Source organism: Caulobacter sp. UNC358MFTsu5.1 (assembly GCF_000712075.1).
Taxonomy (GTDB): domain Bacteria; phylum Pseudomonadota; class Alphaproteobacteria; order Caulobacterales; family Caulobacteraceae; genus Caulobacter.
The window spans coordinates 463,816-477,849 of sequence record NZ_JONW01000007.1; the positions used below are offsets into that span (position 1 = coordinate 463,816).

The following is a 14,034-nucleotide window of genomic DNA, read 5'->3' on the forward strand; positions in this document are numbered from 1 at the left end:
GTCTTTTGTTTCTGACGCAGGCGGCCGATCCGCCTTCGACAGTCTCGGAGTCCGGAATGCCGCTGGCCAAGTTCGCCGCCCCGATCCTGGCTGTTTCCCTGGCGCTGGGCGGCTGCACCAGCCTGGGCGTCCGGCAGGTCGGGGTGGACCGCGTCGACTATGTCGACAAGCTGCGCGACAGCGAAAAGCAGCAGTTGCTCTCCAACATCGTGGCCATCCGGTACGGCGACGCCCCGCTGTTCCTGAACGTGACCTCGGTCATCAGCCAGTACACCCGTGAGGCCTCGGCTCACATGGGCGCGACCCTGGATCCCGCCTCGGACTCCGACGGCGGCTCGGCGGGCGGCGAGGTGCTGCTGCGCGAGACGCCGACCGTCACCTACACCCCGGTCACGGGCTCGCGGTTCGCGCGCAGCATGCTGGCGCCGATGCCGCCGGCTTCGTTGCTGGCGATGATGGAGGCGGGGTGGGCCTCCGACGACCTGCTGAACGTCGGCGTCCGCTCGATCAACGGCGTGACCAACGCCAGCCATGCCGATCTCTTCCAGCAGAAGGTCGATCCGAAGTTCACAGAGGTCGCGGGCGCCTTCCGCCGCCTGCAGCGGAGCGGGGCCATCTCCGTGCGGCTGAAGGAGCGCGACAAGACCTATTCGGGCAGCGCCATGGTCGGGGCCGACATCAGCGACGTCGACCGAGCGGACCTGGCCCTGCTGAAGCAGGCTCTGGGTCTGCGGTTCGACGGCGGCGAAAGCACGGTCGTCTTCGCCAAGGTCGGCGGCGAGAACGAGCTGGCCCTGGCCACCCGCTCGATGTTCGAGATTCTCAGTGAACTCGCGCTGGGCGTGGAGATCGGCGAGAGCGCGGCTCCGCGCGCCGACGCATTGATCCGCGTGCACAGCGGCCCCAAGGCGCCGGCCGACGCCTACGCCTCCGTGCGCTATCGCGGGCGGTGGTTCTGGATCGACGGGGCGGACGAACACTCGCGCCGGATTTTCCTGCTGACGCAGATGCTGCTGTTCCTCAATGACGAGGAGGGCGCGACCCACGCGCCCTTGCTGACGATCCCGGCGGGCTAGCCCGGCTTGCCCCGGAAGATGCGGTAGCCCTTCTCGTGGGCGATCGCCAGCATCTCGCGGTCGCCGGAGGTGTCGCCGTAGGCGGCGGCCAGCGACAAATCGTCGCCGAAGACCTCCTTCAGGCGAACCACCTTCTCGGGGCCCCGGCAGTTGGCGCCGAGCAGGGGACCTAGCACCTTGTCGTCGGTGCTGATCATCAGTTTCGACCCGATCAGGACGTCGGCGCCCAGGCCGCGGGCGAACGGGGCCACCACCACGTCGGGCGAGGCGGTGACGATCACCAGCTTGGCGCCCTTGGCCCGCCAGCGCCGCCAGACGGCCAGGGCGTCGGGGCGGAACAGCTTGGGCGCCTCGGACTGGGCGAAGGCGCGGGCCTCCTTCTCCAGCTGCTCCAGGGGCACGCCGCGCAGGAATTCCCGGACTGCGGCGGCCTTGATCTTGCCCCGGTTGCGGTCGAACACGTAGCCGACGGCGGCGGGGAACAGCCGCACCATGCCCATGAAATGCCGCGCGGGGCTGACCCGCCACTTCAGGAAGGCCGTGAAGCTGTCGCGAACCGTCAGGGTGCCGTCGAAATCGAAAGCGACCAGGGGAGGGCCCTCGTGCAGATCCCCCGTCATCGGCGTCGAGGCCGAAAGGCCCTTGGCCATCAGTGAACGTTTCGCCATTCGTCTCCGCGCTCACGCGCCCCGCAACCGAGCCCGTCTTGCATCACGATTCCGCTTCCACCGCTAAGCTCTTCGCGGATTCAGGGGCGCTCGCGCCAGAGCGTCGCGCGGAGCGAACCGCCGCCGTCTTGCGTTGAGGGTCTGGAACGCCATCTTAGAGAAGAATTCCATGAAACCGTATGCATCATCCACGAACTTGGGGGCTGTAAATCGGCTCCAAGGCTTGTGCCGTGCGTCCGGATCGGGGAATGTCAAGGATTAGACAACTCCCGGCGGATATCCTGCTACTTCGGTGGCGGGTTAGGCGCTAAGGAGTCGGTGGTTTCGGCTTCGGCCTGGACCGCCCTAGCGTGAGAAGCGACCATGACGAAAGCCGCGAGCGGCGATACCAAGAGCACCCTGTACTGTTCTTTCTGCGGAAAGAGCCAACACGAGGTGCGCAAGCTCATCGCCGGCCCGACGGTGTTCATCTGTGATGAATGCGTCGAACTCTGCATGGATATCATCCGTGAAGAGCACAAGATCGCCTTCGTGAAGTCCAAGGACGGCGTTCCGACGCCGCGCGAGATTTGCGAAGTCCTGGACGATTACGTGATCGGGCAGAACCACGCCAAGAAGGTCTTGGCCGTGGCGGTGCACAATCACTACAAGCGCCTCAACCACGCCTCGAAGAACAACGACGTCGAGCTGGCCAAGTCGAACATCCTGCTGGTCGGTCCGACCGGTACGGGTAAGACCCTGCTGGCCCAGACCCTGGCTCGAATCATCGACGTGCCGTTCACGATGGCCGACGCCACGACGCTGACCGAAGCCGGTTACGTCGGCGAGGACGTCGAGAATATCGTGCTGAAGCTGCTGCAAGCCGCCGACTACAACGTCGAGCGCGCCCAGCGCGGCATCGTCTACATCGATGAAATCGACAAGATCAGCCGCAAGTCCGACAATCCGTCGATCACCCGCGACGTGTCGGGCGAGGGCGTGCAGCAGGCCCTGCTGAAGATCATGGAAGGCACCGTCGCCTCCGTGCCGCCGCAGGGTGGGCGCAAGCATCCGCAGCAGGAGTTCCTGCAGGTCGACACCACCAACATCCTGTTCATCTGCGGCGGCGCCTTCGCCGGCCTGGAGCGCATCATCTCGGCGCGCGGCCAGGCCAAGTCGATCGGCTTCGGCGCGAAGGTGGCGGATCCGGAGGAGCGTCGCACGGGCGAGATCCTGCGCGGCGTCGAGCCCGACGACCTGCAGCGCTTCGGCCTGATCCCGGAATTCATCGGCCGTCTGCCGGTGATCGCCACCCTGGAGGACCTCGACGAGGCCGCCCTGGTGAAGATCCTGACCGAGCCGAAGAACGCCTTCGTCAAGCAGTACCAGCGCCTGTTCGAGATGGAGAACATCGGCCTGACCTTCACCGACGACGCCCTGCACGGCGTCGCCAAGAAGGCCATCGCCCGCAAGACCGGCGCGCGCGGCCTGCGCTCGATCATGGAAGGCATCCTGCTGGAGACCATGTTCGAGCTGCCCAACTACGAGGGCGTCGAGGAAGTGGTGGTCAACGCCGAGGTCGTCGAAGGCCGGGCCCAGCCGCTGCTGATCTACGCCGAGAAGAAGGGCGGGGCCGCTTCGGCCTAGGCCTTTCGGCGAAGCTCGCCAAATCGGGCGCGTCCGGCCTCGCCGGGCGCGCCCTTTTCGTCACAGTGGACCTTCGCGCGTCGTGACGCTTGGCGCCGGGCGCGTCCGAAAAAATCCGGGCGGCGGCAGGACTTAGGCGTCCCGGCTCACGCGGCAGCACGGATCATGCATGGTGGAGCAGGGCGGGGGGCATGGGCGTTGCACCTTGACCGCTGGTCCGCGACCCGTCGCCGCTACCGGGCGAGTGCGCTTGAACCGTGTTGCAAAAGGTCCACATAAATAACGAACATCCGCTCAGTCCCGAGCGGACGGGCCGTACGACTCAGGCGCATCGTCTGGGTGACGGCGGCCCGCGTGGCCGAGCGCGAGTGCAACGCGCCGGCCAGGAGTAGAAAGCATCATGTCTGAGATTCGTACGCTTCCTGTGCTGCCCCTGCGGGATATCGTTGTGTTCCCGCACATGGTGGTCCCGTTGTTCGTCGGGCGTGACAAGTCCGTTCGCGCCCTCGAAGAGGTGATGCGCGGCGGCAAGGAGATCCTTCTGGTCACCCAGAAGAACTCGGCCGACGACGATCCGGCCCCCGCCGACATCTACGACGTCGGCGTCCTCGCCACCGTCCTGCAACTGCTGAAGCTGCCCGACGGCACCGTGAAGGTGCTGGTCGAGGGCAAGGGCCGCGCGGCCGTCGTGCGCTTCACCGACCAGGAGGCCTATTACGAGGCCCAGGTCGGCGAGGTGAACGAGGACCAGGGCGTCGGCCCCGAGGCCGAGGCGCTGTCGCGCGCGGTCGTCGAGCAGTTCGAGAACTACGTCAAACTGAACAAGAAGGTGCCGCCCGAGGCCCTGGCCTCGATCCCGCAGATCGCCGAGCCGGGCAAGCTGGCCGACAGCATCTCGGCCCACCTGTCGGTCAAGATCGGCGACAAGCAGCACCTGCTGGAAATCTTCGACGTCGTGAAGCGCCTGGAGAAGGTCTTCGCCCTGATGGAGGGCGAGATCTCGGTGCTGCAGGTCGAGAAGAAGATCCGCTCGCGCGTGAAGCGCCAGATGGAGAAGACCCAGCGCGAGTACTATCTGAACGAGCAGATGAAGGCGATCCAGCGCGAGCTGGGCGACCCCGACGATCAGCGCGACGAGCTGATCGAGCTCGAAAAGCGCATCAAGAAGACCAAGCTTTCCAAGGAAGCCCGCGCCAAGGCCGAGGGCGAACTGAAGAAGCTGCGCAACATGAGCCCGATGTCGGCCGAAAGCACCGTGGTCCGGAACTATCTGGACTGGATGCTGTCGATCCCGTGGGGCAAGGCCAAGACCAAGAAGATCGACCTGGTCGAGGCCGAGGCGATCCTCGAGGAGGACCACTACGGCCTGGAGAAGGTCAAGGAGCGCATCCTTGAATACCTGGCCGTCCAGGCGCGCACCAACTCGCTGAAGGGCCCGATCCTGTGCCTGGTCGGTCCTCCGGGCGTCGGCAAGACCTCGCTGGGCCGCTCGCTGGCCAAGGCGACCGGTCGCGAGTTCGCCCGCATCTCGCTGGGCGGCGTGCGCGACGAGGCCGAGATCCGCGGTCACCGCCGGACCTACATCGGCTCGATGCCCGGCAAGATCATCCAGACCATGAAGAAGGCGAAGACCACCAACGCCTTCGTCCTGCTGGACGAGATCGACAAGATGGGCAGCGACTACCGCGGCGACCCGTCCTCGGCCCTGCTGGAAGTGCTGGACCCGGCTCAGAACGGGACCTTCGGCGACCACTACCTGGAGGTCGACTACGACCTGTCGCAGGTGATGTTCGTCACCACGGCCAACAGCCTCAACATGCCCCAGCCCCTGCTGGACCGCATGGAGATCATCCGCATCCCCGGCTACACCGAGGACGAGAAGGTCGAGATCGCCAAGCGTCACGTCCTGCCCAAGCAGATGAAGGACCACGGCCTGAAGCCGTCGGAATTCGTCGTGCCGGAAAAGGCCATCCGCGACCTGATCCGCTACTACACCCGGGAAGCCGGCGTGCGGTCGCTGGAGCGGGAACTGGGCGCCCTGGCCCGCAAGACGGTCCGTGACCTGGCGCGCGAGAAGCTCACCTCGATCACGATCGACGACGAGCGTCTGGCCAAGTACGCCGGCGTGCGGAAGTACCGTTACGGCGAGACCGACGAAGTAGACCAGGTCGGCATCGTCACCGGTCTGGCCTGGACGGAGTTCGGCGGCGACATCCTGACCATCGAAGCCGTGAAGATGCCGGGCAAGGGCCGCATGACGGTCACCGGCAACCTCAAGGAAGTGATGAAGGAGTCGATCTCGGCGGCCCACAGCTATGTCCGCTCGCGGGCCCTGCAGTTCGGCGTCAAGCCGCCGGTGTTCGAGAAGACCGACGTCCACGTGCACGTGCCTGACGGCGCGACGCCCAAGGACGGTCCGTCGGCCGGCGCCGCCATGGTCACCGCCATGGTCTCGGTGCTGACCGGCATCCCGATCCGCAAGGACATCGCCATGACCGGTGAGATCACCCTGCGGGGCCGGGTCACCGCGATCGGCGGCCTGAAGGAGAAGCTGCTGGCCGCCCTGCGCTCCGGCGTTAAGACGGTCCTGATCCCTCAGGAGAACGAGAAGGACCTGGCCGACGTCCCGCAAAGCGTGAAGGACGGACTGGAAATCATCCCGGTCTCCACGGCCGACGAAGTGCTGAAGCATGCCCTCACGGGGCCGCTGACGCCGATCGAGTGGAGTGAAGAGGATGAGCCGATTGCTGCAACTGCGAAGGTCGACGACGGCGACAGTGACGCTGTTCTGACCCACTAAGAGTAACTTATTGGTGATAACTTAGGCGGCGCGGAGATTTTCCGCGCCGCCTTTGTTTGACGGGCCGTCTGAACCCCGCATACTCCCGGTCGAGCGAAGCGGCGTGAGCTGAAGCCGGCGCCGCCGCTTTCATGCTGGGAGAAGAACATGACCACAAAGGCCGAACTCGTCACGGCGATCGCCGAAAAGGCGGGCATCAACAAGAACCAGGCTAAGGACGCTCTCGAGGCTTTTATCGACGCCGTCACCAGTTCGCTGAAATCGGGCCAGGACGTGCGTCTGGTCGGCTTCGGCACCTTCAAGGCCGTCTCCCGCGCCGCGGGCACCGCGCGCAACCCGCGCACCGGCGAGACCGTGAACCGTCCGGCGTCGAAGACCGCCCGGTTCCAGGTCGGCGAAGGTCTGAAGACCACGCTGAACGGCTGATCCAGTACAGGATTTGGAAGGGCGGGACGCCCGACGGCGTCCCGCCTTTTTCTATGCAGGACTTTCCCGGGCGGACGGGGTATCTCCCACATCCTCGTCCGTCTTGGCCTCGTCCGCCTCGAACGGACCTGAAAAGGCTTAGGTCCGATTGGCCTTGGGGCGGTTAGCTCAGCGGTAGAGCGTCTCGTTTACACCGAGAGGGTCGGGGGTTCGATCCCCTCACCGCCCACCAAGACCGGGACCCGGTCGGCGATGGACATTCGCCGTCGACGCCCGCACTGATCGGCCATGGCCGACGAACCCGCCGACATCACCATCACGCGCCTGACCTGGATCGACCAGGTCCTCGACGCGGTCGAGACGCCGCGCGGGCGCCTGCGGATCACCTTGGGCCTGGGCTCGGGCCTGGCGCGGCGCGCGGGCGATCCGCCGGGCGTGGTGTGGGCGATCGGGGATCGCGGGCCCAACCTCAAGATCGGTCCCGCGGTCGACGACCATGGCCTGGCGCATCTGTCGGGCCTGGCCGGGCGGGAGGGCGCCAAGATCATGCCGAGCCCGGCGATCGGTCCCATGCTGGTCCAGCTGCGCGTCGAGGGCGACACGGTCGCCTGCCTCCAGGTCCTGCCGTTGCGCGACGCGACGGGCGCGGCCTTCGACGGGCTTCCGGGCCCCGGCGGGGACATGGCGGCGATGGAGCCGGCCTTCGACCTGTCGGGCGCCCCGCTGGGCCACAGCCTGGCCGGCGGCGACACCGAAGGGGTCGTGGCCCTGGCCGACGGGACGTTCCGGGTGGCCGACGAATACGGGCCCTCGATCCTGGTCGTGGCGGCCGACGGCGTGGTCCAGGCGCGCTGGGTTCCGGAAGGCGAGGGGGCGGGCCTGGCGGGCGCGGCCTATCGCGTCGAGGCCGTGCTGCCGCCCCTGTCCGCGCGCCGTCGCCTGAACCGCGGCTTCGAGGCCGTCGCCCTGTCGCCCGACGAGACGCGGTTGCACGTGATCCTGCAAAGCCCGCTGGCGCCAAAGGACGAGACCGACGACGAAGGGTGGGGACGCGCCCGGCTCTGGACGCTGGACGCCCGGACAGGCGCGCCGCTGGCTGAGCATTTCTATCCGTTCGACGCGCCGGAGACCTTCCGTCGCGACGCCCTGGCCGAGCCGGTGGGACCCGACGACCTGAAGATCTCCGAGGCCGTGTCGCTGGGCGGCGACCAGCTGTTGGTGCTCGAGCGGATTTCGCGGACGTCCAAGCTCTATCGCGTGACCCTGGACGCGCCCGTGCTGACCAAGACCCTGGTGTTGTCGACCGACGATTGGCCCGAGATCGACGCCGATCTGGAGGGCATGGCGTTGCTTTCGGATCGCGACCTGCTGCTCAGCACCGACAACGATTTCGGCGTCGAGGGGCGGGAGACGGCCTTCTATCGCGTGACGTTCGCCGCGCCGCTTGCCGGCGGCGAGCCGGTCTAGGTACGGCGGATGGCGGAGATCTTGGATCGGCGGGCGTTGAACCGGGCGCTGCTGGCGCGGCAGCATCTTCTGGCGCGCGCCGACCTCTCGGCGCCCGAGGTGCTGAACCGGTTGATCGCCCTCCAGGCCCAAGCCGCCCCCGCACCCTATTTCGCCCTGTGGACCCGTTTGAAGACCTTCGCGCCCCAGGACCTGTCGGCCCGGCTGGAGGATCTTTACGTCGCGCGGGGGACCCTGATGCGCGGAACCTTGCACGTGGCGATGGCGGCCGACTTCGCGGCGATCTGTCCCCTGATCCAGCGCGGCCTCGACCGGGTCCTGACCGAGGGAAGCGTCCATGGCCGCGCCCTGGCGGGGCTGGAGCCGGACGAGATCGCCTCGGCCGCGCGGGACCTGTTGCGCCAGGGCGCGCTCACCGCGACCGAGCTTCGCGACGCCCTGGCCGAGCACTGGCCCGGGCGCGATCCCCAGGCCTTGGCCATGGCGGCCCGCGTCCGCCTGCCGATGCTGCAGCTGCCGCCGCGCGGCCTATGGGGACGAAGCGGCCAGCCGACCCTCGCGGCGATGGCGGACCGCCTCGCCACGCCCAAGCCAGGCCTGGACCTGCCCGAGCTGGTGCGGCGCTATCTGGCGGCGTTCGGCCCGGCCACGGTCGCCGACGCCCAGACCTGGCTGGGGCTCACCCGCCTGGCGCCGGTCTTCGATGCGCTCCGGCCGTCGCTGGCGGTCTTCCGGGGCGAAGACGACGCGGAGCTGTTCGACCTGCCCGAGGCCGAGCGGCCGCCGGGCGACGCCGAGGCGCCGGTCCGGTTCCTGGGCGAGTTCGACAACGTGCTGCTGGGCCACGACGACCGGTCGCGGATCATGTCGTCCGAGCACAAGCGCCGGCTCTACACGGTCAACGGCGTCGTGCGGGCAACCGTGCTGGTCGACGGCGTCACGGCGGGGCGCTGGCGCATCGAGGACGGCAAGGCGTCGTCGACCCTGCACGTGGAGCTGTTCGACAAGGTCGCCAAGCCTGTCGCCAAAGCCTTGGCTGAAGAGGGCGAGCGCCTGCTGGCCTTCGGCGCGAAGCACGCCGGCGGCGAGGTGCGGATCGCGGTGGCCGAGGCCTAGGGCGCGAGGCCTTCCAGCACGGCCGCCGCGTCGCGGGCGACTTCGTCGGCGCGGATGGCCGCGCCCAGGGCCTGGGCGGCGGTGCGGAAGGCCGGCTCGTCCAGCAGGCGGCGCACGGCCGCGGCGATGGCGTCGGGGCCCGCGTCGGCCGACAGGGTCAGGCCGGCGCCGCGATGGACGACCCGGGCGGCGTTGTCGTTCTGGTCGCGCCCCATCGGCAGGCACAGCAGAGGTACGCCCGCCATCAGCGGCCGCAGGGCCGAGCCGTGGCCGGCATGGGTGACGAACAGGGCGGCGTCCTCCAGCAGGGCGCCGTGCGGGGCGCTGCGGACGACGGCGACGTTGGCGGGGGCCTCGAACTCGGCGGGATCGATCGTCGGCCCCGTGGTGACCACGCCGCGCACCGGCAGTTGACCCAGGGCGGCGATGATCGCCCGCAGCACCGGCTCCTGCGCCTGGTAGAGGCTGGAGAACGACACCACGACCAGCGGCGCGTCGTCCGGCGGCGGGGCGAACGGCTGGACCCAGGCCGGATCGGCCAGATAGGGACCGACATGGGCGAAGGGGGCGGGCAGGGGCTCCGGCGCGAAGTCGAAGGCTTTGCTGGTGGCCAGCAGGATCGCCCGGGCGCCGTCGAGCTGAGCGAACAGGTCCTCCAGCGGCGCCAGGCCCAGGGCGGCGCGGGCGGCGTTCAGGTCAGGGAGGCCGGCCTGGAAGAAGGTCCGGCTCATCTGGCCGACCATGGCGTGCATGCCGCGTTCCTCGTCGTTGGCGGCGGGAAGCATGCCGGCCCCGAACGGCGGCGCGCCGGGCATCGTCGGCAGCGACCAGATATTGGCGGCCAGGAGGGCCAGCGGCAGGCCCCGGGCCTCCGCCGCGGCCATCGGGCCCAGCAGCAGCTCCTGCGAGACGACGACGTCCGGCGCGAAGGCGTCGATCGCGGCCAGGGTGTCGTGGGCGTAGGCGAGGGCCGGGCCGGCCATCACGCGGTCCAGCAGGCGCTGGATCACGGCCAGCGGATTGTCGGCCTCGTGGTCCTTCAGGCGGTCGTCGTCGCGGGACTTGCCGGTCTGGAAGGGGGCGGTTGTCCAGGCGCGGAACGGCACGCCCAGGGCCGCGGCGTCAGGCGCGTTGCACGGATCGCTGAGGACCAACACCGCGTGCCCGCGCGCCGCCAGGTCGCGGGCGACCAGCAGCATGGGCTGCACATGGCCGCCGCCTTCCCAGGTGGTGAAGAGAAACCGCGCCATCAGAGCTCCCGACCATATCCGCGCCCCCTGCGTACGCGGTCGGGCCGAGCCTTGCCATAAGCAATCAAAGTGATATCACTTTGCCATCAACCCTGGAGGGCTCCATGTCCGACGCGCCGAGTATCAACCGATCGACCGAACGCGCCTTTGGCGGGATCGGCGGCGGGCTGCCGCTGCTGTCGCTTCCCCTGATGCTGATCGCCGCCGTCTGGTGCTTCAAGCTGGGCGGGCCTCCCGGCGTCCTGGGCGGGGCGGGGCTGATCGTGCTGTTCCTGCTGACCAGCTGCGGCTTCTACTCGCTGCAGCCGAACGAGGCCTATGTGGTCACCCTGTTCGGGACCTATGTCGGCACCGACCGCCGGACCGGCCTGCGCTGGGTGCTGCCCTGGTACGGCCGCAAGAAGATCAGCCTGCGGGTGCGCAACGTCACCAGCGAGACGCTGAAGGTCAACGACAAGCGCGGCAACCCGATCGAGATCGCCGCCAACATCGTCTGGCGCGTGTCGGACACCGCCCAGGCCCTGTTCGACGTCGACGACTACGTGACCTTCGTGAACATCCAGATCGAGACCGGCCTGCGCGAGACCGCCTCGCACTACGCCTACGACCACGACGACAGCGGCGAGCCCACCCTGCGGGCCGACGCCGCCCATGTGGGCGACCGCCTGGAGAAGGACCTGCGCACCCGCATCGCCGTGGCCGGGGTGGCGATCGACGAGGCGCACCTGATGCACCTGGCCTATGCGCCCGAGATCGCCGGCTCGATGCTCAAGCGCCAGCAGGCCGAGGCGGTGCTGGCGGCCCGCCGCACGATCGTCGCCGGGGCGGTCGGCATGGTCGAACACGCCCTGCAGCAGCTGAGCGAGCGCGACGTCGTCGTCCTGGACGACGAGCGGCGGGCGGCGATGGTCTCGAACCTGCTGGTGGTGCTCTGCGCCGACCGGGAGGCCCAGCCCGTGGTCAACACCGGCACGCTCTACGGCTGATCCGGTGCCTGCGTCCCCCCCAGAGTCGCCGAAAGGCGGTCGTCGTGCGTTTCTGATGCGTGTGCGACCCGATGTGCTGGCCGCCGTCGAAACCCTCGCGGCGGCCGAACTGCGTAGCGTGAACGCCCAGGTCGAAATGCTACTGCGCGAGGCCCTCTCGCGACGTGGCGTGCTGCGAGCGCTGGACACCGGTTCAGCTTCGGAGGAACCTCCGTCCCCGTGAGTGTCTTAAGGCTCTGCGACCGTCACGACGGACGCGGCTGACAAGCGAGGTTCCGGCGTGATGGATTTGAGGTTTGATCAGCTCTCGACGTTCGGCGAGGCGGAAGACCCCCAGTTCAAGGCGGTCCGGTCCGGCGGAAAGCCGATCAGGCTGGTCGACACCACCATGCTGTACGCGCCCCGCAGCGGCGGCGTGCGCCGCTATCTGAACTCGAAGCGGACCTGGATCGCGGCGAATCGGCCGCAGGTGCGCCACACCCTGGTCGTGCCCGGTCCGCGCGACGCGCACGACGGGCACGGACGGGTTTCGATCTACGCGGCGCCGCTGCCGTTCGGCGACGGCTATCGCTGGCCCGTGGTCAAGAACGCCTGGATGGAGCGGCTGATCCGCCAACGCCCCGACATCATCGAGGCCGGTGATCCGTACACGCCCGGCCTGGCCGCCCTGAAGGCCGGCGACGCCCTGGGCGTGCCCGTCGTGGGCTTCTGCCATACCGATCTCGGCGCCCTGGCCGCGTTGCACATCGGCGAGTGGGCCGAGAAGCCGGTCCAGAAGCGCTGGGCGGCGATCTACAGCCAGTTCGACCAGGCCGTGGCTCCCAGCCAGTTCATCGCCGGCCGGCTGATCGAGGCCGGCGTCAAGGACGCGATCGGCCTGCCGCTGGGCGTCGACACCGAGATCTTCAATCCCCATCGCGGCGACCGCGAGGCCCTGCGCCGGCGCCTGGGCCTGACCAGCCGCCATCGCATCCTGGTGTTCGCCGGCCGTCCTGCCCGCGAGAAGAAGCTGGACGTCCTGGTCGAGGCGGTCGAGCGCCTGGGCGACCCGTATGTGCTGCTGTTCGTGGGCGCCGGCGGCGGCGCGCCGTCCAGCGACCGGGTGATCTGCATGGACTATCAGCGCGACCCGCAGAGCCTGGCCGCCGTGCTGGCCGGCTGCGACGCCTTCGTCCACGCCAACGACAACGAACCCTTCGGCCTGATCGTGCTGGAGGCCATGGCCTGCGGTCTGCCGGTGATCGGCGTGGCGGCCGGCGGCGTGGCCGAGTCCGTGGACGAGACCGTCGGCGCCCTGGCCACGGCCTCGGAAGCCCGCGCCTTCGCCGAGGCGGTGGAGTCGGTGTTCGCGCGCGACATGGTGGCCCTGGGCCAGGCCGCCCGCCTGCGGGCCGAGCTGCGGCACGGCTGGGACCCGGTGTTCCGCAAGCTGTCGGCGATCTACGGCCGCCTGACCGGCTGCGCCGCGTTCGAGGACGCGGAACAGCCGGTCCTCGAAACGATCGGCTGGAACTAGGCCGCGGCCTGCGTGAGGCGGCCGCGCACGTCGGCCAGAATCTCGTAGGACCGTTTCCGCGCGGCGTGGTCGTGAATCTGCGAGGCGGCCATCAGCTCGTCGGCGCCGGTGGCGTCCAGCACCTTCTGGATCTTGGCACGGACCGTTTCGGGCGAGCCGATCGCCGAATAGCGGAAGGTGTGGTCCAGGCCCGCGATCTCCGATTCCGAGGCGACGTCGCGGATGTCGTCGACCGGCGGCGGCAGCAGGCCGGGATTGCCGCGCCTCAGCGCCACGAACTGCTGCTGGCTGGACGTGAACAGGCGGCGGGCCTCCTCGTCGGTGTCGGCCGCGCAGACGCCGATACAGACCAGCACATAGGGCTGGGCCAAGGCTTCCGACGGCTTGAAGGTCCGCCGATAGATGGCGATGGCCTCCATCAGCTGGTCGGGGGCGAAGTGGGCCGCGAAGGCGAACGGCAGGCCCAGGGCGGCGGCCAGCTGGGCGCTGTAGGTGCTGGAGCCCAGCAGCCACAGCGGTACGTCCTGGCCCTCGCCGGGCACGGCGCGCACGGCCTGGCCCGGCTGGGCGGGCTTGAACCAGGCTTGCAGTTCGACGACGTCCTGGGCGAAGCTGTCGACCGCGCCCATGTAGCGGCGTAGGGCCCGCATGGTGGCCTGGTCGGTGCCCGGCGCGCGGCCCAGGCCCAGATCGATGCGGCCGGGATACAAGGCGGCCAGGGTGCCGAAGGCCTCGGCCACCATCAGCGGCGCGTGGTTGGGCAGCATCACTCCGCCCGAACCGACCCGGATCGTCGAGGTCCCGGCCGCCACGTGGCCGATGACCACGGCGGTCGCGGCGCTGGCGATTCCCGGCATGTTGTGATGCTCGGCCAGCCAGTAGCGGTGATAGCCCAACTGTTCGGCGTGGCGGGCCAGGTCCAGGCTGTTGTGGAGGGCCTGGCCGACGCCGGTCCCTTGCGGGACGGGGGCCAGGTCGAGGACGGAAAAGGGCAGGGGATGAGCGTGCGACATGCACGCTAGATCGGAACGCGGGAGGCGAACCTCAAGGCGACCGGTTCGTACTAGCGTCGACGTGGCGATCGGCGCAGGAATCGCCATGGA

Annotated in this window: 11 protein-coding genes and 1 tRNA gene; 9 read left to right on the forward strand and 3 right to left on the reverse strand. The window is 68.9% G+C overall.

The genetic code is table 11. The features are described 5' to 3' along the window. Positions 1-56: 56 nt before the first annotated feature. Positions 57-1,076 (forward strand): hypothetical protein, encoded by a 1,020-nt coding sequence (locus BR39_RS0114615; protein ID WP_029913275.1) that lies wholly within the window; start codon positions 57-59, stop codon positions 1,074-1,076. Here the strand turns inward: BR39_RS0114615 and BR39_RS0114620 are convergent. Next, on the reverse strand, positions 1,073-1,744 hold the full coding sequence (locus tag BR39_RS0114620; protein WP_029913276.1) for an HAD-IB family hydrolase: 672 nt from the start codon (positions 1,742-1,744) through the stop codon (positions 1,073-1,075). The two genes, BR39_RS0114615 and BR39_RS0114620, sit on opposite strands and share 4 nt — an antisense overlap. 363 nt (positions 1,745-2,107) lie before the next feature. Here BR39_RS0114620 and clpX point away from each other — a divergent pair, with 363 nt between their 5' ends. From clpX to BR39_RS0114650, 6 genes are all read left to right on the forward strand, one after another. Next, complete coding sequence (gene clpX / locus BR39_RS0114625) at positions 2,108-3,370, forward strand: ATP-dependent protease ATP-binding subunit ClpX (protein WP_029913277.1); 1,263 nt, start codon at positions 2,108-2,110, stop codon at positions 3,368-3,370. A gap of 400 nt (positions 3,371-3,770) precedes the next feature. After that, on the forward strand, positions 3,771-6,170 hold the full coding sequence (lon, locus tag BR39_RS0114630; RefSeq protein ID WP_029913278.1) for an endopeptidase La: 2,400 nt from the start codon (positions 3,771-3,773) through the stop codon (positions 6,168-6,170). 147 nt (positions 6,171-6,317) lie between these two features. Beyond that, entirely contained in the window at positions 6,318-6,596 is a 279-nt protein-coding gene (locus tag BR39_RS0114635; protein WP_029913280.1) for an HU family DNA-binding protein, read from the forward strand. 157 nt (positions 6,597-6,753) lie between these two features. Continuing rightward, positions 6,754-6,828 (forward strand) — tRNA-Val (locus BR39_RS0114640). Positions 6,829-6,884: 56 nt separating this feature from the next. After that, entirely contained in the window at positions 6,885-8,063 is a 1,179-nt protein-coding gene (locus tag BR39_RS0114645) for an esterase-like activity of phytase family protein (RefSeq protein WP_029913282.1), read from the forward strand. 9 nt (positions 8,064-8,072) lie between these two features. After that, a complete protein-coding gene (locus tag BR39_RS0114650; RefSeq protein ID WP_029913284.1) occupies positions 8,073-9,179 on the forward strand; it encodes a winged helix DNA-binding domain-containing protein in 1,107 nt (368 codons plus the stop codon). Here BR39_RS0114650 and BR39_RS0114655 read toward each other — a convergent pair. Beyond that, positions 9,176-10,429, reverse strand: coding sequence for a glycosyltransferase (locus BR39_RS0114655; protein ID WP_029913286.1), 1,254 nt, complete (start codon positions 10,427-10,429; stop codon positions 9,176-9,178). The genes BR39_RS0114650 and BR39_RS0114655 overlap by 4 nt on opposite strands. A gap of 104 nt (positions 10,430-10,533) precedes the next feature. Between BR39_RS0114655 and BR39_RS0114660 the strand changes: the two genes are divergently transcribed. Together BR39_RS0114660 and BR39_RS0114665 are read left to right on the forward strand one after the other, a co-directional pair. Beyond that, complete coding sequence (locus BR39_RS0114660) at positions 10,534-11,415, forward strand: SPFH domain-containing protein (protein WP_029913288.1); 882 nt, start codon at positions 10,534-10,536, stop codon at positions 11,413-11,415. Positions 11,416-11,698: 283 nt separating this feature from the next. Further along, a complete protein-coding gene (locus tag BR39_RS0114665; RefSeq protein ID WP_029913290.1) occupies positions 11,699-12,931 on the forward strand; it encodes a glycosyltransferase family 1 protein in 1,233 nt (410 codons plus the stop codon). Here the strand turns inward: BR39_RS0114665 and BR39_RS0114670 are convergent. Continuing rightward, the gene (locus BR39_RS0114670; RefSeq protein ID WP_029913292.1) at positions 12,928-13,944 is read right to left on the reverse strand and encodes an LLM class flavin-dependent oxidoreductase; all 1,017 of its coding nucleotides are present in this window, start codon (positions 13,942-13,944) and stop codon (positions 12,928-12,930) included. The two genes, BR39_RS0114665 and BR39_RS0114670, sit on opposite strands and share 4 nt — an antisense overlap. Positions 13,945-14,034: the final 90 nt, after the last annotated feature.

Excerpts from the sequence above, each read along its gene's own strand:
- BR39_RS0114655 (WP_029913286.1), bottom strand. The coding sequence starts at position 10,429 with ATGGCGCGGTTTCTCTTCACCACCTGGGAAGGCGGCGGCCATGTGCAG.
- BR39_RS0114660 (WP_029913288.1), top strand. The coding sequence starts at position 10,534 with ATGTCCGACGCGCCGAGTATCAACCGATCGACCGAACGCGCCTTTGGC.
- BR39_RS0114635 (WP_029913280.1), top strand. The coding sequence starts at position 6,318 with ATGACCACAAAGGCCGAACTCGTCACGGCGATCGCCGAAAAGGCGGGC.
- BR39_RS0114650 (WP_029913284.1), top strand. The coding sequence starts at position 8,073 with ATGGCGGAGATCTTGGATCGGCGGGCGTTGAACCGGGCGCTGCTGGCG.
- BR39_RS0114670 (WP_029913292.1), bottom strand. The coding sequence starts at position 13,944 with ATGTCGCACGCTCATCCCCTGCCCTTTTCCGTCCTCGACCTGGCCCCC.
- lon (WP_029913278.1), top strand. The coding sequence starts at position 3,771 with ATGTCTGAGATTCGTACGCTTCCTGTGCTGCCCCTGCGGGATATCGTT.
- BR39_RS0114620 (WP_029913276.1), bottom strand. The coding sequence starts at position 1,744 with ATGGCGAAACGTTCACTGATGGCCAAGGGCCTTTCGGCCTCGACGCCG.
- BR39_RS0114645 (WP_029913282.1), top strand. The coding sequence starts at position 6,885 with ATGGCCGACGAACCCGCCGACATCACCATCACGCGCCTGACCTGGATC.
- BR39_RS0114665 (WP_029913290.1), top strand. The coding sequence starts at position 11,699 with ATGGATTTGAGGTTTGATCAGCTCTCGACGTTCGGCGAGGCGGAAGAC.
- BR39_RS0114615 (WP_029913275.1), top strand. The coding sequence starts at position 57 with ATGCCGCTGGCCAAGTTCGCCGCCCCGATCCTGGCTGTTTCCCTGGCG.
- clpX (WP_029913277.1), top strand. The coding sequence starts at position 2,108 with ATGACGAAAGCCGCGAGCGGCGATACCAAGAGCACCCTGTACTGTTCT.